General features: G+C 64.6%; 31 protein-coding genes, 1 tRNA gene and 1 other RNA gene. 22 read left to right on the top strand and 11 right to left on the bottom strand.

Annotated elements, in window-relative coordinates; all coding sequences use genetic code 11:
- The 6 genes from VM621_RS00755 to VM621_RS19545 all read left to right on the top strand — a co-directional run.
- Positions 1-1,922: RHS repeat-associated core domain-containing protein (locus tag VM621_RS00755; RefSeq protein WP_325467083.1), on the top strand; the 1,922-nt coding region annotated here is incomplete at its 5' end.
- Positions 1,919-2,707 (top strand): hypothetical protein, encoded by a 789-nt coding sequence (locus tag VM621_RS00750; protein ID WP_325467082.1) that lies wholly within the window; start codon positions 1,919-1,921, stop codon positions 2,705-2,707. The genes VM621_RS00755 and VM621_RS00750, both read left to right, overlap by 4 nt.
- A 384-nt stretch (positions 2,708-3,091) precedes the next feature.
- The gene (locus VM621_RS00745) at positions 3,092-3,718 is read left to right on the top strand and encodes a hypothetical protein (RefSeq protein ID WP_325467081.1); all 627 of its coding nucleotides are present in this window, start codon (positions 3,092-3,094) and stop codon (positions 3,716-3,718) included.
- A 367-nt stretch (positions 3,719-4,085) separates the two neighbouring features.
- Positions 4,086-4,403, top strand: a complete 318-nt coding sequence (locus VM621_RS00740; RefSeq protein ID WP_325467080.1) for a hypothetical protein — start codon at positions 4,086-4,088, stop codon at positions 4,401-4,403.
- A 413-nt stretch (positions 4,404-4,816) separates the two neighbouring features.
- Positions 4,817-5,191 carry a DUF6869 domain-containing protein gene (locus VM621_RS00735; protein WP_325467079.1) on the top strand — a complete coding sequence of 125 codons (375 nt, stop codon included), beginning with the start codon at positions 4,817-4,819 and terminating at the stop codon, positions 5,189-5,191.
- A complete protein-coding gene (locus VM621_RS19545) occupies positions 5,182-5,406 on the top strand; it encodes a hypothetical protein (RefSeq protein ID WP_414674470.1) in 225 nt (74 codons plus the stop codon). The genes VM621_RS00735 and VM621_RS19545 overlap by 10 nt, the downstream gene beginning before the upstream one ends.
- On the opposite strand, the gene VM621_RS00730 is transcribed toward VM621_RS19545, so the two are convergent.
- Positions 5,392-5,685 carry a hypothetical protein gene (locus VM621_RS00730; protein WP_325467078.1) on the bottom strand — a complete coding sequence of 98 codons (294 nt, stop codon included), beginning with the start codon at positions 5,683-5,685 and terminating at the stop codon, positions 5,392-5,394. The two genes, VM621_RS19545 and VM621_RS00730, sit on opposite strands and share 15 nt — an antisense overlap.
- A 734-nt stretch (positions 5,686-6,419) precedes the next feature.
- Between VM621_RS00730 and VM621_RS00725 the strand changes: the two genes are divergently transcribed.
- From VM621_RS00725 to VM621_RS00715, 4 genes are all read left to right on the top strand, one after another.
- Complete coding sequence (locus VM621_RS00725; protein WP_325467077.1) at positions 6,420-6,794, top strand: hypothetical protein; 375 nt, start codon at positions 6,420-6,422, stop codon at positions 6,792-6,794.
- 134 nt (positions 6,795-6,928) lie between these two features.
- Positions 6,929-7,810, top strand: coding sequence for a tetratricopeptide repeat protein (locus VM621_RS00720; protein WP_325467076.1), 882 nt, complete (start codon positions 6,929-6,931; stop codon positions 7,808-7,810).
- Between the two features lie 59 nt (positions 7,811-7,869).
- The gene (locus VM621_RS19540) at positions 7,870-8,118 is read left to right on the top strand and encodes a TSUP family transporter (protein WP_414674469.1); all 249 of its coding nucleotides are present in this window, start codon (positions 7,870-7,872) and stop codon (positions 8,116-8,118) included.
- Positions 8,091-8,441, top strand: a complete 351-nt coding sequence (locus tag VM621_RS00715; RefSeq protein WP_325467075.1) for a DUF3147 family protein — start codon at positions 8,091-8,093, stop codon at positions 8,439-8,441. The genes VM621_RS19540 and VM621_RS00715 overlap by 28 nt, the downstream gene beginning before the upstream one ends.
- A 10-nt stretch (positions 8,442-8,451) precedes the next feature.
- On the opposite strand, the gene VM621_RS00710 is transcribed toward VM621_RS00715, so the two are convergent.
- Entirely contained in the window at positions 8,452-8,985 is a 534-nt protein-coding gene (locus tag VM621_RS00710; RefSeq protein WP_325467074.1) for a lipocalin-like domain-containing protein, read from the bottom strand.
- Between the two features lie 147 nt (positions 8,986-9,132).
- Here VM621_RS00710 and VM621_RS00705 point away from each other — a divergent pair, with 147 nt between their 5' ends.
- A complete protein-coding gene (locus VM621_RS00705) occupies positions 9,133-10,026 on the top strand; it encodes a LysR family transcriptional regulator (protein ID WP_325467073.1) in 894 nt (297 codons plus the stop codon).
- A 24-nt stretch (positions 10,027-10,050) separates the two neighbouring features.
- On the opposite strand, the gene VM621_RS00700 is transcribed toward VM621_RS00705, so the two are convergent.
- The 6 genes from VM621_RS00700 to VM621_RS00675 form a co-directional block, all read right to left on the bottom strand.
- Positions 10,051-10,431, bottom strand: a complete 381-nt coding sequence (locus VM621_RS00700) for a tautomerase family protein (RefSeq protein ID WP_325467072.1) — start codon at positions 10,429-10,431, stop codon at positions 10,051-10,053.
- A 34-nt stretch (positions 10,432-10,465) separates the two neighbouring features.
- Positions 10,466-10,900, bottom strand: coding sequence for a MarR family winged helix-turn-helix transcriptional regulator (locus VM621_RS00695; protein WP_325467071.1), 435 nt, complete (start codon positions 10,898-10,900; stop codon positions 10,466-10,468).
- A gap of 106 nt (positions 10,901-11,006) precedes the next feature.
- Positions 11,007-11,930 (bottom strand): VirK/YbjX family protein, encoded by a 924-nt coding sequence (locus VM621_RS00690; protein ID WP_325467070.1) that lies wholly within the window; start codon positions 11,928-11,930, stop codon positions 11,007-11,009.
- A 97-nt stretch (positions 11,931-12,027) separates the two neighbouring features.
- Positions 12,028-12,270 (bottom strand): hypothetical protein, encoded by a 243-nt coding sequence (locus VM621_RS00685; RefSeq protein ID WP_325467069.1) that lies wholly within the window; start codon positions 12,268-12,270, stop codon positions 12,028-12,030.
- Between the two features lie 76 nt (positions 12,271-12,346).
- Positions 12,347-13,282, bottom strand: coding sequence for an alpha/beta hydrolase (locus tag VM621_RS00680; protein WP_325467068.1), 936 nt, complete (start codon positions 13,280-13,282; stop codon positions 12,347-12,349).
- Positions 13,283-13,321: 39 nt separating this feature from the next.
- Positions 13,322-13,750 (bottom strand): hypothetical protein, encoded by a 429-nt coding sequence (locus tag VM621_RS00675; protein ID WP_325467067.1) that lies wholly within the window; start codon positions 13,748-13,750, stop codon positions 13,322-13,324.
- 198 nt (positions 13,751-13,948) lie between these two features.
- Between VM621_RS00675 and VM621_RS00670 the strand changes: the two genes are divergently transcribed.
- Positions 13,949-15,193, top strand: a complete 1,245-nt coding sequence (locus VM621_RS00670) for an Nramp family divalent metal transporter (RefSeq protein WP_325467066.1) — start codon at positions 13,949-13,951, stop codon at positions 15,191-15,193.
- A 24-nt stretch (positions 15,194-15,217) separates the two neighbouring features.
- On the opposite strand, the gene VM621_RS00665 is transcribed toward VM621_RS00670, so the two are convergent.
- Complete coding sequence (locus VM621_RS00665; RefSeq protein ID WP_325467065.1) at positions 15,218-16,327, bottom strand: FAD-dependent oxidoreductase; 1,110 nt, start codon at positions 16,325-16,327, stop codon at positions 15,218-15,220.
- Positions 16,328-16,383: 56 nt separating this feature from the next.
- Entirely contained in the window at positions 16,384-17,355 is a 972-nt protein-coding gene (locus tag VM621_RS00660; RefSeq protein WP_325467064.1) for an NAD-dependent epimerase/dehydratase family protein, read from the bottom strand.
- Positions 17,356-17,445: 90 nt separating this feature from the next.
- Between VM621_RS00660 and VM621_RS00655 the strand changes: the two genes are divergently transcribed.
- Together VM621_RS00655 and VM621_RS00650 are read left to right on the top strand one after the other, a co-directional pair.
- Positions 17,446-18,369 carry a LysR family transcriptional regulator gene (locus VM621_RS00655; protein ID WP_325467063.1) on the top strand — a complete coding sequence of 308 codons (924 nt, stop codon included), beginning with the start codon at positions 17,446-17,448 and terminating at the stop codon, positions 18,367-18,369.
- Positions 18,370-18,386: 17 nt separating this feature from the next.
- Positions 18,387-18,791, top strand: a complete 405-nt coding sequence (locus VM621_RS00650; protein ID WP_325467062.1) for a DUF6165 family protein — start codon at positions 18,387-18,389, stop codon at positions 18,789-18,791.
- A 401-nt stretch (positions 18,792-19,192) separates the two neighbouring features.
- Here VM621_RS00650 and VM621_RS00645 read toward each other — a convergent pair whose 3' ends face one another.
- Positions 19,193-20,218, bottom strand: coding sequence for a glycosyltransferase family 9 protein (locus VM621_RS00645; protein ID WP_325467061.1), 1,026 nt, complete (start codon positions 20,216-20,218; stop codon positions 19,193-19,195).
- Here VM621_RS00645 and VM621_RS00640 point away from each other — a divergent pair.
- From VM621_RS00640 to VM621_RS00605, 8 genes are all read left to right on the top strand, one after another.
- On the top strand, positions 20,217-21,041 hold the full coding sequence (locus tag VM621_RS00640) for a 3-deoxy-D-manno-octulosonic acid kinase (RefSeq protein ID WP_325467060.1): 825 nt from the start codon (positions 20,217-20,219) through the stop codon (positions 21,039-21,041). The genes VM621_RS00645 and VM621_RS00640 overlap by 2 nt on opposite strands.
- A complete protein-coding gene (locus tag VM621_RS00635; protein WP_325467059.1) occupies positions 21,038-21,796 on the top strand; it encodes an MBL fold metallo-hydrolase in 759 nt (252 codons plus the stop codon). The genes VM621_RS00640 and VM621_RS00635 overlap by 4 nt, the downstream gene beginning before the upstream one ends.
- 98 nt (positions 21,797-21,894) lie before the next feature.
- A tRNA-Ser gene (locus VM621_RS00630) sits at positions 21,895-21,985 on the top strand.
- Positions 21,986-22,010: 25 nt separating this feature from the next.
- An RNA gene (gene ffs / locus VM621_RS00625) (signal recognition particle sRNA small type) lies at positions 22,011-22,107 on the top strand.
- A 92-nt stretch (positions 22,108-22,199) separates the two neighbouring features.
- Positions 22,200-23,921, top strand: a complete 1,722-nt coding sequence (gene dnaX, locus VM621_RS00620) for a DNA polymerase III subunit gamma/tau (protein ID WP_325467058.1) — start codon at positions 22,200-22,202, stop codon at positions 23,919-23,921.
- Positions 23,918-24,241 (top strand): YbaB/EbfC family nucleoid-associated protein, encoded by a 324-nt coding sequence (locus VM621_RS00615; RefSeq protein WP_159891570.1) that lies wholly within the window; start codon positions 23,918-23,920, stop codon positions 24,239-24,241. Before dnaX ends, VM621_RS00615 begins: the two co-directional genes overlap by 4 nt.
- A 19-nt stretch (positions 24,242-24,260) precedes the next feature.
- Positions 24,261-24,863: a recombination mediator RecR gene (recR, locus tag VM621_RS00610; protein WP_325467057.1), complete on the top strand. Its 603-nt coding sequence runs from the start codon at positions 24,261-24,263 to the stop codon at positions 24,861-24,863.
- A 16-nt stretch (positions 24,864-24,879) separates the two neighbouring features.
- Complete coding sequence (locus VM621_RS00605) at positions 24,880-25,224, top strand: histidine triad nucleotide-binding protein (RefSeq protein ID WP_325467056.1); 345 nt, start codon at positions 24,880-24,882, stop codon at positions 25,222-25,224.
- The last annotated feature ends 236 nt before the right edge of the window (positions 25,225-25,460 follow it).

Here is a 25,460-nt window from a genome sequence, read left to right as displayed (position 1 = left end):
ACGACATCGACGCTCTTGGCAACCTTGCTGGCCTGCACAGTCCCGACACGGGCACGACGGCACACACGTTCGACGTTGCGGGCAACGCCCTGACCTCGGTCGATGCAACCAACAACAGCCGCGCCAGAACCTATGACGCCGGCAACCGTCTGCTGACCGAGACCTTCGCCGACACGTCCCTCAATGTGACCTACAAGTACGACGAGGCGGACTCCGTCACCGGATGCACCGGCAGCTTCGGCAAGGGCCATCTGACCCGGGTTATCGAGGGCAATGGCGGCATCACTTGGTGCTATGACCATCGCGGCAACGTGGTCAAAAAACAGCAGACGGTTGGCACCGTCACCCGCACCACTGCCTATGCTTGGACTGCCGGCGACCGCCTCGCATCAGTCACCACACCTAACGGAACCCTGGTTGTTTACACCCGCAATGCCCTCGGCCAGATTGCCTCCATCCAGGCAACACCCTCGGGTAGTGCGATGACCACCGTGGTCAGCAACGTCGTCCACATGCCGTTCGGTCCGGTGGCTTCCTACACGCTCGGGGACGGGCAGGCCGTCACCCTGACCTATGACGCCAACGGGGCGTGGACCGATGTTGCAAGCCCCGCGTTCTCATTGCATGTCAAACGGGATGTGGTGGGCAACGTCACCGCCATCGGCAACGCGGCAGGGGTAGCCGTCCCGACGGAAACCTACAGCTACGACCCGCTGTACCGACTGACCGGGGTGAACGCGGCCGACGGCACGAGTATTGAGGCGTACACGTACAACAAGACCGGGGACCGCTTGAGCAAGGCAGCACCGGGTCTGCTCACGGGCATTTATAACTATGCTCCCGGCAGCCACCACCTGACGGGAGTCGGCACCACCACCCGCGTGGTTGATGCACGGGGCAACACGACAGCGGACGTACTGGCATCTGGCACGTATGGGTACGGGTACAACGGCAGGAACCGCCTCACCGTCGTCCAGAATGGCGGGGTGACCGTTGGCAGCTATGTCCTCAACGCGCTGGGCCAGCGGATCCAGAAAACAGCGGGGGGCACCACCACGCGGTTCGACTACGACGAAGACAGCCATCTGCTGTCAGAGAGCGCCGGCACGACCGCCCGGGACTACATCTGGATGGACGGTATGCCGGTGGGTCTTGTCGACCACACGGGGTCCACCACGGCAGTCAACTTCATTCATGCCGATGGTCTCAGCTCACCGCGTGCGGTGACGAATTCGGCGGGCACCGTGCTTTGGCAGTGGGCGTATGCCGGCAATCCGTTAGGCGAGAAGGCGCCGGTATCATTGACTGGCTACATCTTCAACCTGCGTTTTCCTGGCCAGTATTTCGATGCCGAGTCAGGCCTGAACTACAACGTCAACAGGGACTATGAGGCGGCGACGGGTCGGTACATCCAGAGCGACCCGTTCGGGGTCCTGGTTGATTCGTCCACGTATGCATATGCGTTGAATCGTCCGCTGGATGTTTCTGACCCTACGGGACTGGCTCCGCCAAACAACAACGCGTGGAGAAATTTCTGTTTACTGTATTTCGTCGCCTGCAATATGAACCATCCGCTGCCAGGTACGCCGCCACCTGACCCGTCGCTACCCGGTGCACCGGGAGAGTACCAGCCTGTCCCGGAGCCGCAAGGCAACGGTCTCGGTGGAGGAACGAAAAGGCCAGAAATTCCGAAGCCTCCTGGCCCGCTTTGCCCTCAGTCGGCACCCAAGGGGCCGACGCCATCGGCTGTACCTAACGAGCCGACGATCCCGCTGCCGGCAGCCACACCGCCACCGCCGCTCCCGCCGTCTGTCCCGTGGTTCTTCCTGGTGCCACAGTTTCTGATCCCACGCTCGGCCCCCTATAACGATACGATTGCGGACGACCCGACCGCTTCTTATGCATACGGCGAAATTGCATGACCGACGACAAAGACAATCTCTGGCGAACTCTGGCGCGCCTGGAGGATGAGGGCGACATCGCCGGGTCACTCGATTTTCTGCTGCACTCCGCGCTCAGCGAGGACTCGCGCGGGCAGCGTTATATCGGATGGATATACACCACGCGCAATGACTTTGTGGTCGCGGGCTCGTGGTATCTAAGGGCTGCCCAGCAGGGCGACCAAGACGCACTGGCCGAGTGCATGGAGTGTGTTATTGCGATGTGGCGGGAGGGCCTTCATGAGGAATCCCTCTCCCTGGCATCATCTCCTCCGCTGGTGTCTCTCGAAACATTCCAGCGATTCTCGATGTCGCGGTACTTCGACCTGGGTAACGAAGAAAAGCTGCTTGAGTGGTCGGCCCGGCTTGCGGCGTTTGGCAAGGAAAAAGATGTTGTGTATGTGGCGAGGCTTCTCATATCGCGGAACGACCCGGAGGCGGCTGTTCCATATCTCCAAGCGGCCGCTGGGCGAGGCAGCCCGGCAGCACACCAGCTCCTCGGCGAACTTTACCGGCGCGGCGCCGGGGTGGTGCAGGACGAGCGAAAGGCGAACCTGCACTTCAGGGAAGGCGCCAAGCATGGCTATATCCTAAGTCGGACGCGTCTCCTTCATTCTGGGCGAGCAACGCGGGGCGCCTGGTATCTGCCAATATTTGCAGGTCGCCTTCTGGCCCTGATGGTCAAGACTGTCGCACTCAATTCTATGAAACCGAGCGACCCACGACTCGCGGACTTGCCCGATTGCCGCCCTCGGCAGAGTCAATAGTGCGCACCCAGTTCGTGGGATTTTTATAGGCCCGCGCACGCGTGAACGCTCTCGGGATTGCTGTCACCTGTTTCGGACACATTGGTATGGGAGGCGTGGATGTGGAATGAGCTTCATCCAAGCATGGCGTCGGCTGTGCGCATCTCGTCGCCGAACTCGTGACCCGGGATTTGATCAGTGTGTCGGGCCCGGCGAGGAAAAGTTTGTCTGCCGAAAGCGGGTCCCCGTCGCGTAACCGGTGTCCGTTTGCCCGCCGCCGGCCTTGAGGGGCGACGGAGAGACCTGACTCCGGGAGCCCAGGGAAGACAGTAGGCGTCTCATGGTAAACAGCACCGACCACGCGGCTGGAGCGCGTATCGGGCTGCATTTTTAAAGGAGAAAAAAATGCCAGACATGAACGTGATTCTGGAGGTTGCCAAGGGTGCAGCGGCAACGGTCGCAACATTCGTCACGATGCTTTTTCTGATTCCTGGGAAATACACGAGCCTCAAACACACGACGTTTAGTCTATCGACCAAAAAACGCAAGAAACTCGATGCGTTGTTGGGCAGTGATCGGTGGAAAACAGCGCCTGCCGTCGAGCTGGAACTGGCCTTTGCCGATGCGTTCGGGTTTGCCGTCGATGGTCGGCTCATCCGCTACATGTTCGAACGGCGAAACATCATTCCCCACATCCGCAACATCAAAAAGTGCCAACTGATGGTGCGGCTCAGTGCAGACGGTCAAAGCCTGGAGCCTGTACAGGCGCGGCGATGCAGTTTCAGAACCAGCGCAATCCGTGCGTTCTTCACCGGGCTTATCCCATTCGCCCTTTTGCTTTTCACTGTTCCCCTCATGGCAACGGTGGTGCCCAAGCTCTACTTTGCCTGGAGCTGCGGCGTCATTCTCGTCTGGAGTCCGTTTGTTTGTGGCTTTGCGGGGGCTTCGAAGCGGCCCATGACGTCACTGCGCTGTCGGAGAAGAATTATCCGCTGGACACCGATATGGTCCACATTGGGGACAGCCCGTTGACCAGCCGGGAAGCTGCATGATGCAAAATTCGAAGACCATTACAGTTACGTGGGCGCAATGCGCCATGAGCTTGGCACCACGGTGGCCGTGCTCAGTCACAAGTTCATCGAGCTCCATTTCGTCTAACACCTGCGTCGACCGAAAAACTGTGGGGCTTGAGATGCCAGGACGCCACCCGCAGAGCTCATTGGCGGAGTGGGGTGTCTTCGCACTGGCACAAACGAAGGGGGGCGACAGGCAGATGCCACCGAGTCTGAGCAACACTTCGAGCAGTCATGTCCTTCCGAATGGTTGTGCCCGGTCCTACTTATAGGTGCTGCCGCATACACTCTATTGAATGCAGTCACCCCCTGATAGCAGGAAAAACATGAACAAGAATCTGCATGACGCTGTTTTTCATTCCCTCGAGATGGCATCGACTGAGAGCACGACGGTTACCATCATGCTTTCCTATCACCCCCGAGAAGACAGCCAGGTGCGCACTCTCGGTCGCGTGGTGATTACAAACGTGACCTCTTTTTGCAGCACGGTCGATTTTGCGCGCCAAGCGGTCCATGCGTCGTTTGGCAACATTGCCGACTGGTCACCTTCGAAGAAGCGTGGTCAGACGTTCTTTCACCTTGCCGGCGGAACCCTCTCCGTCTTTGGTGATGCACCCGTCTTCGAAGATGCCAATCAGTCCTAGTCGGGTGATGTGCTGTCCCATGAGAAGTCTTTCGCCCTGTCTGGGGTGATGGGCTTTTCCGCTTCCGCTACGGGCTTTCGTCGCGGCCACCCAGGCTTCCTTTTTGGCTGGAGGATTGCGTTGACGACGTTCCCCCAGATTTGAGCAGCGCCCCGGTTTCGAGTTCAATCGCCCACCTTCGTCCACCGCTTGAGGTTTACAACGAACCGCTGGCACTGGCCGAGTTCGACGACTTCGGGCTCATTCACTACACCGAACCCGAGGAAGGATTGCAGTTTGTCCGTAGAGGGACCCTTGCGGATGCTGAATGATGGTCGAGCTATGCGAGACGTCTTTCGACCTCACGAGAAGCTCAAGCCTTCGAGAAAGATGCCTTTAAACGTTGTCATTCGCCAGAAATAGAGACAGGTTCGATGAATGAATTCAAGGACACTGATATCGCCCGGGGTTGGGTCGAGATGTACCGTATGGCCGAGGGGTCCGAGGCCAGGAATACCAGCTTCTGGGCATATATGGCGCTCGACGACATTCGTGGCCATGATCTGGAGCGGTACTGGAAAATCATCAACGAGATAAGGCGCCTGGACGACTCTGATTCAGTGCTGTCAAATTTGGCTGCGGGCCCACTCGAAGACCTCCTGGTGACTTCGGGAAGCGCCTTCATCGACAGGTGCGAAGCGCTCGCCAAAACAGATGACCGTTTCAAAGCCATGCTCGGGATGGTCTGGAAGAACAGTATCCCTGACGACATTTGGGAGCGGGTTCAGCTCGCATCTACATGGAAATAACGAGAGGCATGGCTGTTTTCACCGAATGGCGGTGCCCGTATCAGTTTGTTGGCTTTTCGAATTCTCGGACTCAATGGATATCCGGCGCAGACGCGACGCAAGCGCCGGAATTGGCCATTCGCGTGGCAACAGTGGCGTTCTCAGAGCTCGACGAGGTCCAGAACGGCGACGTCCCCCCGCCTTCCAAGCGCACCCGACGCCTACACCACACATGAGCTCCCGTCCGCTCGCCGCGTCCAAGCCAAACGCGCATGCGCCTCGGCGGCACACTGCGCCCCCATCTGCGTGAGCGCGGCAATCGCATCGAGAGACAGCGCCATCCGCCGACAATCGACCGTATCCGACTCATGCACAAACTCGGCGAGTAGTTCCGTCAGCCCGCGCGCGTACTGCAATAGCTCAGCTGCATTGTTGAGAAGGTCGTGTGGCGAGGCATCTGGATCGGCGTAGCAGCGGGCGCGGCTGGCCCTGCCGGGTTCGTTGGTTGTAGACATGGCTGCTCCTTGGTGAAGCCATCGTTTGCTTGGGGGGGCGGCACGCGCACGGGGCGACATGCCGCGGATCATGCGGACTCGCGGGTTCACGGCTGCCCGTGGCCGGGCGCCGGGCGGTTTGGTTGATGACGTAGGCGAGCGTCAGCCCCATAAACCGGCATGCGAAGGCACACGCCGGGTTACACGGCCAAGAAATAACTCAGAGTTGGCTGACGCCCCGGTTCGTTAACCGTGTCTGCGACGGAGGCAGACGGCCCGGTAAACCGTTGGGGTGTCGCCGAGGGGATTCGGCGGGCGTGCGAGTGCCGTATGATCGTTGGGACCCACGATTGACTCCTGGTTAGTTGATTGTGGTCAGCGGTCCGGGAGTGTTCCTAGCACTCTCGGGCCGCGCTTCTCACCGCATCGAGCGATGGTTGTCTGCGCAGCTGGCTAAGCGACGACGCAGGCAACGGAACGACCGTAGCAAAACAACATTGGGTTGTCTGTAGGGCTGCGTGCGCGTCGTCGAATGATCGGGTCCTTGCGCTGAGCGACCGGCGTGATGCGTGCGCCATTCCATGACGCGTGATTGCGAAAGTCCTCAGCGTTGAAGCGCGCACCGTGTCTACGGCTCACAACGCACCCTCGATGCGCTGTGAGCATTGCCTGATAGACACATCGATCGTCGCCAGCGTACGCTTTTCGACACGCATTCGATTCGCGCAACGTCTGGTTGGAAGGAGTGGCTACACATGCATACCGGCGGCACCGTAAGTAACCGGCCTGCCCATTCGTCGGAAGAGGTGTCGCGCGACGATCTCCTGGTGCAACAAGGTCAGGGAATCATTGGCATGCTGGTCCAGATCGCAAGTTCGCAGGCCCGTCTTGAGCAACGCGTCGACGGCGTCAGCAACGATGTCACCGACGTCAAGACTACGGTCGCGACCTTGAGTGACGACGTGAAAGATCTGACCCAATGGAAAAACAGGCTTTGGGGCATGGCGATCCTGCTCGGCGGACTCGCCGCCGGGTCCGGCGGGATTTGGGCCATCGTCGACCGTCATATCGCCTGGACCACCGACACTGCGGCCAGCGAGGCGTCCAACGCACCTCTATCGGCAAGGTGATCGAAAAGGGCGATGCCGCCGAGGTGGGTCGCTCGGCGCCACGAAGAAATCCACGCTGAACAGCAATTTCTTGCGCCTCGCAAACACTCGCACAAGCCCCGACACTAGGCGTCTTCCCGAGCTCCGAGAACGCCATGCATAAGCCGATTCTCACGTTGGTCCTTTTTGCCCTCACGTCCGTGGCGGCAAGTGCCGCCGACTCCCCGAAGGACGTCCAGGCCATGATCGCCCGCGGCGACTACCCCGCGGCCGAGGCCGCCCTTCGCCAGGCCGTCTCCGATCACCCGCAGAGCGCCAAGGCCCACTATGTGCTGGCCGAGGTCCTGGCCCACGAGGGCAATATCGGCGAGGCCAAGACCGAGGCGACCAAGGCCGCGACGCTGGACCCGTCCACGAAGTTCACCGACCCGGCCAAGTTCCAGCACTTCCAGCACGAGCTGGATGCCGCGCTGGCGCCGCCTTCGGCCCGGCCTGCGGCGGCGGCCACTCCGACGCGTTTCACTGAGCCCCAGCCGGCTGCCCGTGCCGAAGCTGGTGGCCAATCGCACATGACGGGCTGGCTGATCGGCGGCGTGATCCTCGTCCTGATCATCTTCTTCGTGATGCGTCGTCGGCAGAACACCAACAACCAGTTCGGCAACGGCTACCCGCCGGCGCCGCCGATGAATGGTGGCCCGTCGTACGGCGGTCAGCCCTATGGCGGCTATCCGGGTGGCAATCCGGGCTACGCGCCGCCGCCGTCGTCGGGTGTCGGCACCGCCGTCGCCGCCGGCCTGGGTGGCCTGGCTGCCGGTGCGCTGCTCGATGAGGCGCTTCGTTCCCACCGCGACGGTGAGGAACCGCGTAACACGGGCGCCAGCGGTTTCGGCAATCTGGGTCCGGATACGTCGGCACAGCCCGATCCGTCCGGCCAGGCGTACGACGATCTCCGCGACGACCCGATCGATATGGGCAATAACGACAGCTCGTGGGACGACAGCTCGTCCGGCGGTGGTGACGACGACAACCAGTGGTGACCTCGATGATTCTGGCTGAAACGCTAGAATCACCGTTCCTCTGAGCACCCCGGTTCCGATTGGCTTCCGTCTTTCTTGTCCTTGCGGTCGGCCTCGTCGCGGGTTGTCTCAGCGGCGTTATCGGAACCGGCTCATCGCTGATGCTGCTGCCCGTCCTGACGTATCAGTTCGGGCCCAAGCATGCCGTACCCGTCATGGCCGTTGCGGCGGTGATCGCCAACCTCTCGCGCGTCGCCGCATCGACGGTGGATTCGCAAACCGTCAATAGGGGCAGGGCGACATGTACTGGATCATCACCAAATACCTGATCACCGCCGCCGTGGTCGTCGCCGTTTCCGAAGTGGCCAAGCGTAGCGACCGTCTTGGCGCGCTGCTGGCTTCCTTGCCCTTGGTCACTCTGCTGGCGCTGACGTGGCTGTACGTCGAAAAACAGCCGACCGAGAAGATCGCCAACCACGCCTGGTACACCTTTTGGTACGTGGTGCCGACGTTGCCGATGTTCCTCGCGTTCCCGTTCCTGCTGGGGCGCTTCGGATTCTGGCCGGCGCTTGGCTTGAGCGCGGTCATTACCGTGGTGTGCTTCGCGGCATTCGCCGTTTGCGTCAAGCCGTTCGGTATTCGCCTGCTCTGAACGGACTCGGTCAGGAGTGGATGCGCCGCCAGACCACTTCGCCGTGGGCACCCTCGGCCGCACCGCTGGAGGGCTTGGCGACGGTGTAGGTGAGTTCGTCGCCCTTGATGACGAATGTGCTGTCGCCGCCTTTGCCATTCCAGTTCGGGAAGGACGCCTGCAGGATGTGGCTGTGCATGACCATGCCCTCGACGCTGACCGTGCCGTAGTGCGCGTTGAAGTCCATGGACGCGGCGCGGTATTCCTCGGGCGTGCCCTTGGACTTGTCGTTGTTGGCGAAGGGCATGCGCTTGGATCGTACGATCTGCATCATGTAGTCGCCCTGGGCATCGATGACCCACAGGCCTTCGGGGTTCGGCCCATAGAGTTCGATGCGATGGCCATCCGGGTAGACGTTATCGCAGCGGACCAGGGTCCAGGCGCCGACGAGTTGCCCGGGACCGGCGGCCGGCATGTCGGCGGCGAAAGCGGTGAGCGGAGTCGCGGCCAGGCTGCTGGCGAGGGCCGAGACGGCGGCGAAGGCGAGGACATGGGTGTGCTTCATGGCGGGGTGACCTGGGTGGCGGGAGTGCGCTCATCGTCGCCGCAGGTGGTGGATTTGATAATTGGCTCTGACCTTCATTGACCTTCAAATCCAGTTTGAAGATGATCGAGCCATGCTGGCAGACCGCCACCGGCCGGAAACCGTGCCATGAACCGTCTGAGCGATATGCAATTGCTCGTCGACGCAGCCGACCTGGGCAGCCTTTCCGCCGCGGGTCGGCGCGCGGGCCTGTCGCCGGCGGCAGCGAGCGCCTGTGTTCAGCGCATCGAGGCCGCCGTGGGTGCTCGGCTGTTCGAACGTACGACACGCCAACTGCGCCTCACCGATGAAGGGCGCACCTATCTCGGTTACTGCCGTATCGCTATCGATGCGATGAAAGAAGGTGAGCGTGCGGTGCGTAGCGGAACGGATACCGTCAGCGGCACGCTGCGGATCTCGGCGCCGTCGGACTTCGGTCGCAACCTGCTTGTCGATATCCTCGACGGCTTCATGGCCGTCCATCCGGAGGTGCGGATCGTGCTTTCGCTGGCCGATTCGATTTCGCGTTTCGTGCCCGACGACGTGGACGTAGCGATTCGCGTCGGGCCGCTCGAGGATAGTGCGCTGGTGGCCCGCCACCTGATCGACAGCCGCCGCGTCGTCTGTGCGTCGCCGGCGTGTATCGCCGCGCATGGCATGCCCTCGCAACCGGCCGATCTTGTCGAGCTGCCAACCCTGGTGTTGACGACGAATGCGGGGCCGCGCGACGAGTGGCGCCTGGGCGAGACGACCGTACGCGTGAGCCGGTATCACGAGTGCACCGATAGCGAGGTCATTCGCAAGTGGGCGATCCGCGGTCACGGTTTCGCGTATCGACAGCAATGGGCCGTGGCAGACGATGTGCGGGAAGGGCGGCTCGTGCTGGTTCATGCACCCGAATGGTCTGCGCCGTCGCCGATCCACGCCATGTATCACGCGACGACGTATCAGCCGCCGCGGGTGCGGCGGTTTATCGATTTTCTGCAGGTGGAAATGGCGGTGAGGATGCCGCGCGTGGCGTAGGTCGGGATGGCGGCAGTGGGCTTGTTACTGGGCGTATTGGGCTTGGCCGTTGCCGAAGGACCAGTTTTCCTTCTTGTTTTCGACCAGGTTGATGAAGACGTCCTGCGGGCGGATGCCGACCGCGTCGACCATGTTTTTCACGATGGCGGCGAACAGGGCCTGCTTCTGCTCGAGCGTGCGGCCTTCGCGCAGAGTGATCTGTACGGCGACGAAGTCGTCGCCGCGGTCGATGCCGAGGTAGGTGCGGTCGAATATCAGGCCGTCGGGATCGTGCTCGGCGATGACCTGGAAGCGGTCGTCCTTGGGCGCGCCGATGCTGGTGAGCGCGTCGTAGACGGCCTCGCCGAGTTTGCCGCGATAGGCGCTGTCTTTGCCACGAAGCAGGTCGATGCGGACGAAGGGCATGGGAATCTCCCGTAGGCGGTGGGGTGGGGATGGATCAGGCGTTGAGCCCGACGCTGAGTCGGGTCAGTTCGGAAATCGCGCGTTCGAGTGCTTGCCAGCGATCGGCGCCATAGGTTCCGACCACGCGCGTCTGAGCGTCGTCCCAGAGCAGGCGTGCCTTGGTAAGCAGGGCTTCTCCCTCCGCGGTGAGGGCGACCGTCTTGGCCCGGCCTTTCGTCGGCGCGGCGATAGCGATCCAGCCCGCCGATCTCATCGGCGTCAGCATCCGGTAGAGAGAGGTGCGGTCCATGACCATGTCGTCGGCGAGGCGGCTCAACGCGAGGCCGGGCTCGCGCCGGATGGCCTTGAGGATGCCGAACTGGGCGACGGTGACACCTAGCGGTGCCAGCGTGTCGTCATAGAGCCGGCTGAGGGCGCGGGTCGCCTTGCGCATCGTGGTGCAGGCGCAGGGCAGTTCGGTGGCGGACATGGTCTGATGCATATACATAGTGTAAATACATCATTGTACTCGCTATGGCAATTGCAAGCTCGAAATCGCATGAACCAGCCGACGTATCGCCCCGTCGCGTCACGGCTCACGCCGCGCGCAGTGCCTCGCTGGGTTCGACGTTTACCGCGTCGATCGTGGGCTGGCCGAGCGCGATCAACGTGGTCGCCACCAGTTCACGTCGCAACGCCTCGCGCTGACGAAAAGCCGAGCGATGCTTGCTGGCGACGTCCAGTTCGTTGCGCTCCGGCTCGACCGCGGGAAGGTCGAAGAAGCCATCGCGTGCGAGCACGCCGGCGGATTCGATCCAGAAGGTGTCGTAGCTGGCCTTGATCCGGCCCGAGCGCGCATGGCCGTCGTTGCTTATGCCGCGCAGGCGCGACAGTCCGTGCGCGGTGGCGACGCCATACAGCAACGACAGCAGGAGATTCTTCGGGCGCAGGCCGTGGCACTGGCGGGTGACCAGGCGCACACGCTCCTGGCCGTCTTCGGTGTTAGGGCCCTGCAGGCAACCGACCAGCAGCTCTCCGCTCGAAGGCAGCACGGTGATCGTGGCGGAGAAGAGCAGGGTGTCGTCGGCGGTGGCCAGGGCCACGTTCAACTCACCTTCGCAGCCTCGGCGCGTCGGCGGCATGAGCAGCACGCGAAGGGGTTCGCCGTTTTTCATGCTGGCCTCGGCAAGCGTGACCTGGCCCTCGGCATACATTCGCTCGAGCAAGCCCTGGGGCAGGGCCGCGACGACGAAGCGGTAGTGGTCCATCAACGCGGCGAGGCGCTTGCGCGCGCCGAAGCTGCGACTGACGAAGCGATGCTGCCAGCGTTCGACAAGGCGTCCGTCGCGGCGGGCGGCGTCGCGCAGGGCGGGGTGGGACTGGAGCAGGCCGAGCCAGCGAAGATGGCGAAGCGGGGCGACGAGGCAGCGCGCGGCGTAGCCGGCGGCACGCCTCGCGTGCTGCGAGCGCCAGTCGTTACGTTCGCGAAAACTCGCGACAAACCGTTGCAGGGCGCTCATGAGTGGGGGCTTCGCGGGGACGAGCCCCGGAGTCTATTCGCAAATTCTTTCGACAACCTTTCCGCTTCGAAAGCTGCTGCGAGAGTCTCTGAGTAGCTCAGATTTCGAGTGGATCGCCCTCGTGGAGCTCGTCCATCCAGCCTCGGCGCCGTTGCAGTGCCCATTCCACGTGCTGGGCGAACATGACGTCGATCGGGCCACCCTGCGCCATCGCGGCCAGCCTGCCTTCGGTGACATTGCCCAGATGGGCGGCCTGCTCGGCGTAGCCGACGACGCCCTCGGCCTCGAGCTGGGACAGGACGATCTGCAGATTCACGTGGCGGGCGTGCTGGACGGGCATGGCGACTCGACTCCGGGCTCTCCTTGAAAGGATCGGCGAGCGTCGCCCGGCCTTTAGCCCGCGTGTGTGAAGGCCGTCACAGGAATCCGTTGCGCTTTGCCCAGGCCGCGAACAGCGCTGGCCATGCCGCGACCTCGGAACCGGGCGTGCCCATGCCCCAGCCGTGACCGCCTTTGGCGAACACGTGCAGTTCCGCTTCGACACCGTTCTGTTTCAGGGCGGCATACATGATCCGGCTGTTGCCGATGTTTGCGATCGGGTCGTCCTCGGCCTGGGCGAGGAACGTCGGTGGCGTCCTGGGGCTTACGTGCGACTCGACGGAGTACGCCTGTACCGCGTCGGCCTGCGTGGACAGCTCGCGACCCGAGCGTGTGGTGTCGTACGGCTGCCGCAACGAGATGACCGGGTAGATCAGCGCAGCGAAGTCGGGCCTCGAGGAAAGCCGGTCGGCGGCGTCGACGGCGGGATAGAACGCGGCGGCGGCACGCGTCTCGGTAATGCCGGCGAGGTTGCCTCCCGCGGAGAAGCCGATCACACCGATGCGAGCCGGATCCACGCCCAGCTCATGGGCATGGGCACGAAGCACGCGCATCGCGCGCTGCGCATCCTGAAAGGGTGCGACGGCGGGCCAGTGATCGGCCGGCAGGCGGTAATACAGCACGACCGGGGTCACGCCCTGGGACAGCAGCCACATCGCCGTGGGCATCACTTCCTGACCCATGCCAATGCGTGCATAGCCGCCGCCACCGATGACGATGGCGGCCGTGCCGTTGGGATGCGCCGGGCGATACACCTCGATGCGCGGCACGCTCACATTGGATACGGCGCCCGCATGGCTGCCCGACCGGTACACGCGCTCCGGACCGCGCGTCCCGCCGGCGCCCGGCGGTGCATCGGGCCAGAGGTCGATGTTGACCGGATGCTCGCCGTCGGGCTGCGCTTGGGCGGTGGCGCGATCGGGACACGCGAGGAGGAACGTCGCGACCAGCAGCGCGATCCGAAACAGATGCATGGGGTTCTTGCCTACGGGGACGATTCGGCCTCGACCGTATCAGCCGGCCGCTTTCCCCAGGCTTGCGGGACCTGCCACCTCGGCCCACTCCGGTAGCGAAGCGTTCACCTGGGTCAGCAGGTCGTCGAGGTCGTGCGACTTGCGGGCGAGTTCGTCGGCACGCTCGGCCTCGCGACGTTGCTCTTCGTCATAGTCGGCGCTGGCGCCCGTGGTTGCCTCGACGATAAGGCGCGCGTATTCACCGACCAGGTCGGGGGAGGGCACGCGGAACCAGATCTTGTTGTCCACCCAGCGGATGTCCGGCGAGGTGTGCCGCGAAAACACGGCCTCGCAGCGGGCGGCGAACAGGCGTAGCCAGGGCTCGGTGGGCGGACTGCTGAGGTCGGCCAGGACGCAATAGCCGACGTCGTCCTGCCTGGCGGCGGAGAACCCGCTGACGCGGGGCCCTAAATGTGTAATCGTGGTCATGGCGGCTCCGGGAATCCCCACGAGGTATAGGCCGCCCCCTGTGGAGGAGCCGCGAAGCATCCTTCAACCGACGCGACCGGATTTCACACATAAACGCGCCGTGTACGCGATGCTGGTTCTAATCCGGCCACAGGCGCCATGCGCCCATCGGATCACGCGGTGAGAGACGAGGTAAGACGAGCGCGCGATACCCAGGTCATGCAAGAAGTCTTGCAGGGCCGACGGACGGGGCTGGCCGGACTGGCACCCTTCGCCGGGCCGGCCGTGGTCGTTTCCGTCGCCTACATCGACCCCGGCAACTTCGCGACCAACATCCAGGCCGGCGCCCGCTACGGCTACGGGCTGCTCTGGGTGGTCGTCCTGGCCAACCTGATCGCCATGTTGTTCCAGAGCCTGTCGGCACGGTTGGGGATCGTTACCGGGCGCGACCTCGCGCAACTGTGTCGTGAGCGTCTGCCCAAGCCCCTGGTCTACGTGATGTGGGTGGTCAGCGAGCTGGCCGCGATGGCGACGGACGTGGCCGAGTTCCTCGGCGGGGCGATCGGCCTCAGCCTGCTGTTTCATCTTCCGCTGCTGGTGGGCATGGTCATCACGGGGATCGTGACGTACGCGCTCCTGCTCCTGGAGGGCATGGGTTATCGCCGGCTCGAGCTGGCGATCGGCGCGCTGGTCGGCGTGGTCGGCCTGTCGTATCTCGTGGAATTGTTTGTCGCTCCCGTGGGCTGGGCGTCGCTGGGGCAACAGATCTTCATGCCGAAGCTGCCCGACAGCGCGGCTGTCGCCATCGCGGTAGGCATCATTGGCGCCACGGTCATGCCGCACGCCTTGTTCCTGCATTCGGGCTTGACCGAGCGGCGCGCGCGGCCGAAGAGCGACGACCAGCGACGGCGGATCATCCGGCTGTCCAACCTCGAGGTGGTGCTGGCGCTGACCGTGGCCGGCCTGATCAACCTGGCGATGGTGGTGATGGCTGCCGGCGCCTTTCACGGCAGCCATCCCGATGTCGCGAAGATCGAAACGGCGTACCGGACCCTGGTGCCGCTGTTGGGCGGTGCGGCGGCGACCATCTTCCTGATCTCGCTGGTGGCGTCGGGCTTTTCGAGTTCCGTGGTGGGCACCATGGCGGGGCAGATGATCATGCAGGGCTTCGTCGCTTTCCGCATTCCGATATGGGTACGGCGGTCCGTGACGATGTTGCCGAGCTTCGCCGTGGTGATCGCCGGCGTGGACGCGACGCGTGCGCTGGTGATGAGCCAGGTGGCGCTGAGCATCGCCTTGCCCTTCCCGATGATCGCGCTCGTCTGGTTCACCAGCCGCCGCGACATCATGGGGGTGTTCCACAACCGCTGGCCGGTCGTCGCGCTGGCGGGCGTGGGTGCGTTGGTCGTGCTGAGCCTCAATGTGGTGCTCTTGCTCGACGCCGCGGGCGTTATCTCGCTTTGATCCGAGCGCAGCGGTCGATGTCGCTCATGGCGTGGGTGTGGGGTGGTCGAGTCCCGCCACCGTGCGCAGGATGCGTCCGCTCAATGCGGGCATGTGCGAGGCCCAGGGAATCGCCACATGACGCAGGCGCGCCACCCAGGGATTGCCACTGCGCGCGAGGGCGGTGATGGCATGCACGCGACGCACCACCCCCTTGTGCACGGCGTGGCGTTCGCGGTGGTAACGCTGCAGTGCATCCATGGGCTGCGCACCCGGCGCGGTGAAAAGCATGGCGAAGGCCGCGGCGTCCTCGATGCCGAGGTTCATGCCGCGTGCGCCCACGGGTGAATGCACGTGGGCGGCATCGCCACCGAGGGCGATCCGGCCAATGGCGCAGCGGTCCGCGACACGATGCGCGATGTGAAACGACGATTCCCAGATCGGTTCGCTCGACACCGTGCCGCCTGGCAGGCGCGAGAGGGGATCGGGCATGTTGGAGATGATGCGCCACACCTCGTCGTCGAGTGCGAGCAGGAAGATCATGCCCTCGGGAAAGAACATCAGGTGTGCGTGGTCGCGGTCGAGTGTCGTCTGCAGCGGCACATCGTAGAGCGGCCACGGCTCCGGATAGGACGAGCCGGAAAATCCGATCTCGAGTGTCTTGCGGAAGTCACTGCGCGCGCCGTCCGCCGCGAACACGGCAGCGTAGCCCTGCTCACCGTCGCTGGCGCCGTTCAACGCCACGCGCACCTCGTCGTCGTCCTGACCCACGCATCCTGCACGGACGCCGCGCTCGATATGGATGCCTCGTGCGTCGAGCGCTTCGGTCAGCAGCGCTTCGCTGCGTGCCTGCGAAAGCACCGTCAGGCCGTAACGCGGATGCACCGACGTCGCTTCGATGGTTGCCAGCACCTCGGCGTTCTCGTGGAAGCGCACCCCGCGAACAGGACGACCTTCGGCCAGCATGCGTTCGGTCACGCCGGTCCCGGCGAGAAGATCGAGTGTGCGTGGATTGACGACCAGAGCGCGCGAATGTGCGGCGGGACGCAGTGCGGAATCGACGATGCGCACCTTTACGCCGCGCATGTCCAGAAGAAGGGCGGCGGCGAGGCCGGTGGGGCCGGCGCCGGCGATCAGGACGGATGGCTGGCTCATGCATGCGCTCCGCGAGGTCGATGCATCGATCATAGCCATCGAACGTCGGTTTGGTGTCAGTGTGGCAGGGGGCGGGCCTGGATCACACCGAGGGCGGCCAGCGTTTGCTGTACGGCAGCCTCCAACGGGGTGGTCGGCACGGTGCCGAGGAACGTGCGCAGTCGTGTTCCATCCAGCTCGATGGGCGTGCGCCAGAGGTAACGCATCTTGCGTAGCTCGCGCAGGGTCTCGGAGAAGGGCGATGCCAGGGTGACCAGGGGCCAGGGGAAAGCGCGCAGCGGTAACGTGGGACGCTTCGATGCACGGCACACGGCGGCATGAAGCGCGTCACCGGTCACGTAGTGCCCGTTGAAGTGAAAACGGGCGAAGGTGTCCAGGCGCTCTTCTTCGCCGAGCAGGGCGACGGTGGTGGCGGCGACATCCGGCAGGTAGGCCCAGGTATGGCCCAGCTCACGCGACCCCGGGTACTGCATCGCACGGAGCGGTTTGCCTGGTTTGACGAGACCTTGCGCAAACCAGCTGCTTCCGGCGTGAGGCCCGTAGAAATCGCCGCAGCGCAGATTCAGTGAGCGCACGCCGTCGCGCGCCGCCGCTTCCAGGCGCCGTTCCAGCTCGACGCGGATCTCGCCCTTGCGCGTGGGTGCGTGCTGCGGGCTCTCCTCGTGCACGAGGGGCGTGGCGTCTTCGCCATAGTTGTAGACGCTGCCAAAGATGACGATGCGCGCATCGACCGCACGTGCGGCGGCGATGGTGTTGTCCATCATGGGCAGCACCTGGGTTTCCCAATCGCGGTAGCCGGGAGGGTTCACCGCATGCACGATGACCTGGACGCCTGCGGCGGCGGCGAGGACGTCCGCCGCGTTCATGGCATCGCCCTTGATCCACTGGATGGCGCTGTCGGTTGCCATCGCGCGGCGGCTGAGGGCTTTCACGCGCCAGCCTTGGTCGAGCAAGGCCTGCGTCGTGGCGCCGCCAACGCCGCCGGTGGCACCGAGGACAAGGGCGGTTCGCTTCGTGGTCGTCTGCATGGCGGCTCTCCGGTTGGGATGGGAGAAGTCTGGTCGCCCCGGTGCTATACGTGAATTGCCTAAATGCGTTGATGTGATATACGTTTTTGTATGACTGTAAACGGGCCCGCGTGGGATCTTTTCCGTTCTTTCCTCGCCGTGCTTAGCGAGGGGAGCCTTTCTGGCGCGGCGCGGAGGCTGGGCATGACCCAGCCGAGCCTGGGTCGGCACATTCGTGAGCTGGAGGAATCGCTGGGCGTGCCGCTGTTCTCGCGGGCCTCCCACGGGTTGTTGCCGACGGATGCCGCGCTGGAACTCAAGCCCCATGCGGAAGCCATGGCCTCGGCGGCGGCCTCGGTCCTGCGGGCGGCCTCCGGTGCAAAAGGCGAGCTGCGCGGTGTGGTGCGCGTCACCGCGAGCGAGGTGGTCGGCGTGGAGGTGCTCCCCCCGATCCTGGCCGCGATGCGTCGCCGCTTCCCCGGCATCGTCGTCGAGTTGTCGACGACCAACCGCACGGAAAACCTGCTGCGTCGCGATGCGGACGTCGCCGTGCGCAGTTCGCCACCGGACCAGGATGCGCTTGTCGCGCGCAAGGTATGCGTCATTCCCATCGGTCTTTTCGCGCACGCGGATTATCTGGCGGAGGCGGGCCGGCCGAAGACGCTGGCGGACCTGCCCCGTCATACCTTGATCGGCTACGACCAGGAGACACCCTTCGTCCGCGCCACGCGCCCGGCGGACATGCCTTATCGACGCGAACTCTTCAGCTTGCGCACCGACAACGACCTGGCCGGTCTGGCCGCGATCCGCGCCGGCTTCGGCATAGGTGCCTGCCAGGTACCGCTGGGGCGTCGCGCCGGGCTGGTGAGGCTGCTTCCCAAGGCGGTGGATATCCCGCTGCCGATCTGGGTGGTCATGCATGAGGATCAGCGCACCAGCCTGCGGATTCGCGCGGTCTTCGACCATCTGGCCGAAGGACTGGCCGCGTACGGTGGCAGTCGAGGGAGTGCAAAACTGCTAACCTCCGGCGCCTGACCGAGCGGAGATTTGCCATGAGCCTGATCCAGACCCCCGTTTCTTACGGCGAGCTGATCGACAAGATGACGATCCTTCAGATCAAGCTGCAGGAAATCAAGGACGACGCCAAGCTCGCCAACGTGCGCAACGAGCTCGAATTGCTCGACGCGACCTGGAAGAACGACAAGGCGTCGGAAACCGACATCGCCGAAGAGACCGCCCGCCTGCTCGCGGTGAACCAGCGCCTGTGGAAGATCGAGGACGACATCCGCATGAAGGAGCGCGCCCAGGCCTTCGACCAGGAATTCATCCAGCTCGCCCGCTCGGTGTACATCGAGAACGACGAGCGCGCGGCGATCAAGCGCGAGATCAACGTGAAGCTCGGTTCGACGCTGGTCGAAGAGAAGTCGTACCAGGATTACCGCGCGCCACAGGCCTGACCACGTCGCCTGCTAGAGAGAAGCGGCTTCTGTAGGAGCTGCTTCTTGTAGGAGCTGCTTCTTGTAGGAGCAGATTTTTGTGGGAGCTGTTTTTTTGTGGGAGCCGATTCATCGGCGAACCCGCGGCAGCGGGCCAGGTTGAGGCAAGCCCCCAATCGCCGCTGAAGCGGCTCCCACATGTCTGCCGTCAGCTCCCACATGTCTGCCATCAGCCTGATGTCTGCCATCAGCCTGCGCTTCTGTGGGAGCTGCTTTTTTGTGGGAGCCGATTCATCGGCGAACCCGCGGCAGCGGGCCAGGTTGAGGCAAGCACCCAATCGCCGCTGAAGCGGCTCCCACATGTCTGCCATCAGCCTGCCAATTGCCATCAGCTGCCAGGTGCCATCAGCTGCCAGGTGCCATTAACCCGTTAGTGGCAGCTGCAGGTGGGTGGCGCAGGCTTCGAAGCGATCGACCATCTCGGCGACTTCGACCAGGTCCATCACGCCGGGCTTTTCGATCTTCGTGCCCCACGGAATCTCCGACGCCGGCTTGCCGAGGAACTTGCGCGAGGCGGCGTCGTACTTGTCGACGCACCAGCGTCGGTCCGAGTAGGGGCCGGAGCGTTCCGGGTTGCTGGCGGCATGCAGGCCGAGCACTTTCACGCCCGCCGCGTTGGCCATGTGCATCGGGCCCGAATCCGGGGTGAGAATCATGGCGCTGCGCGAGAGCAGGGCCATGAAACGCTTCAGCGTGTCCTTACCGGTCAGGTCCAGCGGTGCCTGCTTCACGGCTGCGAGGATGCTGTCCGCGAGGGCCCGCTCCGCGTCGGAAGGGCCACCGACGAGTGCCACGCGCAGGCCGCGACCCATGGCGTGATCGATCAGCGCGGCATAGCGCTCGACGCGCCAGTTGCGCACCGTGTGGCTCGACATCGGGCTGACCAGCAGGGTCGGTGCGTCGCCCGGCAGTTGCTCGGCCGCCCAGGTCCGGGCTTCGTCCGGCACCGGAATGTCCCAACGCACCTCGGTCTGCTTCAGCTCGAGCGGTTCGATGAAGCTGGCCATGGCGTCGAGCACGTGCTCGCCCGTGCGCGCGGCGATGCGTTCGTTGACGAACAGGCCGTGCAGGTCCTTGGAACGGGCATGGTCGTAGCCGATGCGTCGGTCCGCCTTGACGGAGAGGCTCAGCAGATTGGAGCGCAGGGCTACCTGCATGTGCAGGAGGGCGTCGAAGCGGCGACCGGCGAGGGCCTCGCGTACCGTGCGTACCCCGGCGCGCCCCTGGGCCTTGTCGAAGGTGATGAACTCGACGCCTGGAAGATCGCCCACCAGGCGGCGCTCGAGCTTGCCGACGATCCAGGTCAGCCGGGTATCCGGTGCTTTTTCCTGCAGGGTGCGGATCAGCGGCACCACGTGGGTCACATCGCCGATGGCGGATGTGCGCATGATGCAGAGGCTGGAGGTTCCCGACGGGAGGGGGCGGCTTGTTAGACTGGGCACGATCGGATCACCGGATAGGAGGCTGCTGCAAGGCGGCCCGAAAATGACAGACCAACGAGTAACGGAGGCGGCGGGCGGCACGATTCTGTTCGACGCGGCCCGGACACCTCAAGTCGACAGTCTCTGGTTCTCGCCCGCCCACTGGGGCGAGCGCGATGCCTTGCGCTCGCAGGCCGGTGGCCGCGGCGGGGTCGCCGTGATCCAGACGCCAGCCGGCGAAGCGGTGCTTCGTCATTATCGCCGAGGCGGCATGGTCGCCCGAATCTTCGGAGATCGCTATCTCTTCACGGGGCGGCGTCGCACCCGCAGCGTACGTGAATTCCGGCTGCTGGTTGAGCTTGAGCGCCGTGGCCTGCCGGTGTCGCCGCCGCTGGCCTCGCGTTTCGTCCGCTACTGGCTGCGATATTCGGCCGACCTGATCACCCTGCGCATCCCCGACGCGGCGACCCTGGCCGAGCGCCTGTCCGATGGCGCTTTCAACGCCACGTTGGCGGCCAAGGTGGGCGACCTGATCGCGCGCTTCCATCGCGAAGGTGCCTGGCACGCCGACCTCAACGCGCACAACATCCTGGTCAACCCGCAGGGGCTGTACCTGATCGATTTCGACCGCGGCCGCCTGCGCCGGCCGTCGCCGCACTGGCGCCGCGCGAACCTGGCCCGCCTGAAGCGATCGCTCATCAAGGTCGGTGCCCGCGAAGCCGGCGACACCTTCGACGCCGAGCTTTGGCCGGCCCTGATCGATCAATACGAGCGGAGTCTGAAAGGGTGAGCTGGAACCTGCATTTCCTTGGAACCGGTGCCGCGCACGCCGTCGAGCTCGGATCTTCCGCCGTCGTGATCGAACGCGACGGTCGCCCGCTGCTGCTGGTGGATTGCGGTCCGGATACGCTCGACCGCTATGTGGCCGCGTACGGCGCGCCACCGCCCGCGCTCTACGTCACCCACGTGCACATGGACCACGTGGCCGGGATGGAGCGACTGTTCTTCCGCCTGTGGTTCGACGAAGCCCTTCGTGGACGCACGCGGGTATACCTGCACGCGGCGCTCCTGCCATGGTTGCAGGGCAGGGTGGCCGACTACCCCGGTGCCTTGGCCGAGGGTGGGGTGAACTATTGGGAAGCCTTCCACCTGATTCCCTGCACGCGGGGGTTCTGGCATGAAGGCGAGTGGTTCGACGTGTTTCCCACGCGCCACCACGTCCAGGGCACCTCGTACGGCCTGGCCCTGCTTGGCAGCTTCGTCTACACCGGCGACACCCGGCCCGTTCCGGAGGCGCTGGCGCTGCATGGTGCGCATGGCGAACTGATCGCTCACGACTGCGGCGTCGTCGGCAATCCGTCGCACACGGGCGTGGACGACCTGGAGCGCGAATACCCGGAGGAGGTTCGCGCGCGCATGGCTCTCTACCACTACGGAAGCGTCGACGACGGCGAAACACTGGTCTCACGCGGGTACCGGATCGCCCGTCCGGGTGAGCGACTGCCGCTTCCGGAGCCGGAGGCACCCCGGCCGACCGCGGGCTGATGCGGTTTTGTCGCTCTGCCCTTGTCTCGCCGCACCGCTGAAGTTATCCTTCCGCTTCTTTGCCGGACAGGAAGCCGGGGAAGAGGATGTACAAGTGTGGAGAGGTGTCCGAGTGGTTGAAGGAGCACGCCTGGAAAGTGTGTATACGCTAATAACGTATCGCGGGTTCGAATCCCGCTCTCTCCGCCAGTTCCAAACGTCTTTATGGTGACCCTGTCGGTCCCCCCGCGACGATAGTCCGTAAACTCCGCCAGGTCCGGAAGGAAGCAACGGTAGCGGACGACTCGGGTGCCGGGGTGTGGCTGGCAGGGTCATCGCCTTTTTGAGGGCCGCGCTTTTCGGGCCGCGCTTTCACCCGTCCCGGGTCCTTGGCACAATCCACCGTCGTCCCAAGGTAATACGCATGTCCTATCAGGTCCTCGCACGTAAGTGGCGCCCGCGCAAGTTCGCCGAACTGGTGGGCCAGGAGCACGTGGTCCGCGCGCTCACGAACGCGCTCGACTCCGGGCGCATGCATCACGCCTATCTCTTCACCGGTACCCGCGGCGTCGGCAAGACGACCATCGCGCGCATCTTCGCCAAGTCGCTGAACTGCGAGCGTGGCGAATCGGCCGATCCCTGCGGTGAGTGCGCGGTCTGCACGGCCGTGGATGCCGGTCGCTTCGTCGACCTGCTCGAGATCGACGCGGCCAGCAATACCGGTGTGGACGACGTCCGCGAGGTGATCGAGAACGCCCAGTACGCGCCGTCGCGCGGGCGTTTCAAGGTCTACCTGGTCGACGAAGTGCACATGCTCTCCAAGCCGGCGTTCAACGCGCTGCTGAAGACGCTGGAAGAGCCGCCCCCGCATGTGAAGTTCCTGCTCGCCACGACCGACCCGCAGAAGTTGCCGGTGACGGTCCTGTCACGCTGCCTCAAGTTCAACCTCAAGCGCCTGTTGCCGGAGCAGATTTCCGGGCAGATGCGCCACATTCTCGCCGCCGAAGGCATCGAGTACGAAGACGAGGCGATCGGCGAGCTCGCGCACGGCGCGGACGGTTCGCTGCGTGACGGCCTGTCCCTGCTCGACCAGGCCATTGCCTATGGCGGCGGTTCGCTGCGGGCGGCCGACGTACGCGCCATGCTCGGCAGCGTCGAACGCGGGCAGGTGCTCGGCGTGATCGAAGCGCTGGCCGCCGGCGACGGCGCCGCGCTGATGGGCGAGGCGGACCGAATCGCCTCGTACTCGCCGGACTTCGCCGGGGTACTCGACGATCTGGCGACAGTGCTGCATCGCATCCAGCTGATCCAGCTGGTGCCGGGCTATCGCGAGGAAGAGGGCGATGCCGGCCTGGCCGACCTCGCCGGTCGCCTCGCGCCCGAGGACGTACAGCTGTACTACCAGCTCGCCACGACCAGTCGCCGGGAGCTGCCGCTGGCGCCGGATGCGCGCATCGGTTTCGAGATGGCCTTGCTGCGCATGTTCGCATTCCGTCCGGCGGAAGCCGGGCAGGGCGCTTCGCCGTCCGCGCCGCGTGCCGCAACGCCTGCGCCGGCGGCACCAGCGCGTCCAGCACCGCAGGCGCCCCAAGCGCCGCCCGCCGCCGCACCGTCGCGCGCACCTGCGCCCGCCGCCGCCCCTGTCGCGGCACCGCCGGTCGCTGCGGCACCCGCGCCCGTGGCGCCTCGCGCGGCGCCGGCAGCGCCTGCACCGGCGCCCGTCGCCGCGCAGGGTCCGTTGGTCCTCGACGCCAATGGCCTGCCCGACTGGCACGAGGTGATCGAGCGCTCCAACCTGCGCGGCCCGATCGGCCAGCTCGCACAGAATTCCTCCCTGCGTGAACTCGACGGCGAGGGCATGGTGCTGGCGCTGCAGCCCCAGCACATGCATCTGGCGGTGGAGCCGCTCACCAGCCAGATGGAAGAAAAGGTCTCGCATACGCTCGGCCGGCGCATTCGCATCCGCTTCATTGCCGATCACGGCAACCTGGGCACCCCGGCCGAACGCCGGGCCCAGGCGCAGATCGACGCGCAGGCCAACGCGGTCGCCTCCATGGAGACCGACCCCTTCGTACAGACGCTCAAGCGTGAGTTCGACGCGCGCGTCATTCCGCAATCGATCAAACCCGTGGAGCCAGGAACGTGAAAGGTCAAATTGGTCAGCTGATGCAGCAGGCCCAGCGCATGCAGGAAGACATGAAGCGTGCGCAGGATGAACTCGCCAAGACGGAAGTCACCGGTACGGCCGGTGGCGGTCTCGTTTCCGTGACGATGTCGGGCGGCCACGAAGTGCGCTCGGTACACATCGATCGCCAGGCCTTCGCCGACGATCCGGAAATGGCCGAGGATCTGGTCGCCGCCGCGGTGAACGACGCGGTGAACAAGATTGCCGAGATCAGCCGCACGCGGCTGGGTGGCGTCACCGCCGGGCTGAACCTGCCCGCCGGTTTCAAGATGCCGTTCTGACGAGCCGCCACGTCACACGATGACTAACGGCTCCCGCCTCCTCGGCGAACTGATCGACGCCCTGCGCTGCCTGCCGGGTGTCGGGGCGAAGAGTGCCCAGCGCATGGCCTTCCAGCTGCTCGAACGCGAGCGGCAGGGTGGTCTGCGCCTGGCGGCCGCTCTCGAGTCGGCGATGCGTGACGTAGGCAATTGCACGCGCTGCCGCAACTTCAGCGAGACGCCGGTGTGTTCGCTCTGTGCGAGTTCGAGTCGCGACGGGCAGGTGCTCTGCGTCGTGGAGTCGCCTTCCGATCTCGCCGCCATCGAGGGCGCGACCGGTTATCGCGGACAGTACTTCGTCCTGCTCGGTCGCCTGTCGCCTTTGGACGGCCTGGGCCCTGACGAACTGGGCCTGCCGTTGCTGGTCGAGCGCCTGGGTGAGGGCGACATCGCCGAGATGATCATCGCGACCAACCCGACGGTCGAAGGCGAGGCCACCGCGCACTACATCGGCCAGTTGGCGAAAGCCGCCGGTATTCGTGCCACCCGTCTCGCTCATGGCGTGCCCCTCGGTGGCGAACTCGAGTTCGTCGATCGCGGCACGCTGGCCCATGCTTTCGGCAGCCGGCAATCGCTGGGCTGACCCTTCGAGGATTTTCATGACCGATACCATCTTCGCCAAGATCGTCCGCAGGGAGATTCCGGCCGACATCGTCTATGAAGACGAGGACGTACTCGCGTTCCGTGATCTCAATCCGCAGGCGCCGGTGCATGTGCTCTTCATTCCCAAGCGTGCCATTGCGACGCTGGACGAGGCGGTCCCCGGCGATGCCGAACTGCTCGGCAAGCTGCTGCTCGCCGCCGCGTCTTTCGCCAGGGCGCAGGGCCTGGCCAAGGACGGTTACCGCACGGTGATCAACACCAACACACACGGTGGGCAGACGGTGTTCCATATCCATGTGCACCTGCTGGCGGGTCGCCAGATGACCTGGCCCCCGGGCTGACGCCAAGAAAGGTTCATCTTGGATTACCGGGGGCTGGACGCTCGGCATGCCGGGCCTTCTTTCGTACCTCGCTTAAGGCTCGCCTTCGGCCTCGCGGGCTCGGCTTCGCCATCGCTTTGTACACTTGGGCGTTTCGCGGGGAGACCTTGGCGCCCACCCTCGCTGCTCAGACAGGTCCTCCGCGTTCGGTGCGGAAGGCCGCTGCGCGGCCTATGTATCTATATGGCCTACGGCCG

Source organism: Luteibacter sp., assembly GCF_035539195.1.
GTDB lineage: Bacteria > Pseudomonadota > Gammaproteobacteria > Xanthomonadales > Rhodanobacteraceae > Luteibacter.
The sequence above is the reverse complement of the archived record's forward strand: the minus strand, read 5'-3'. Positions and strand labels throughout refer to the sequence as shown.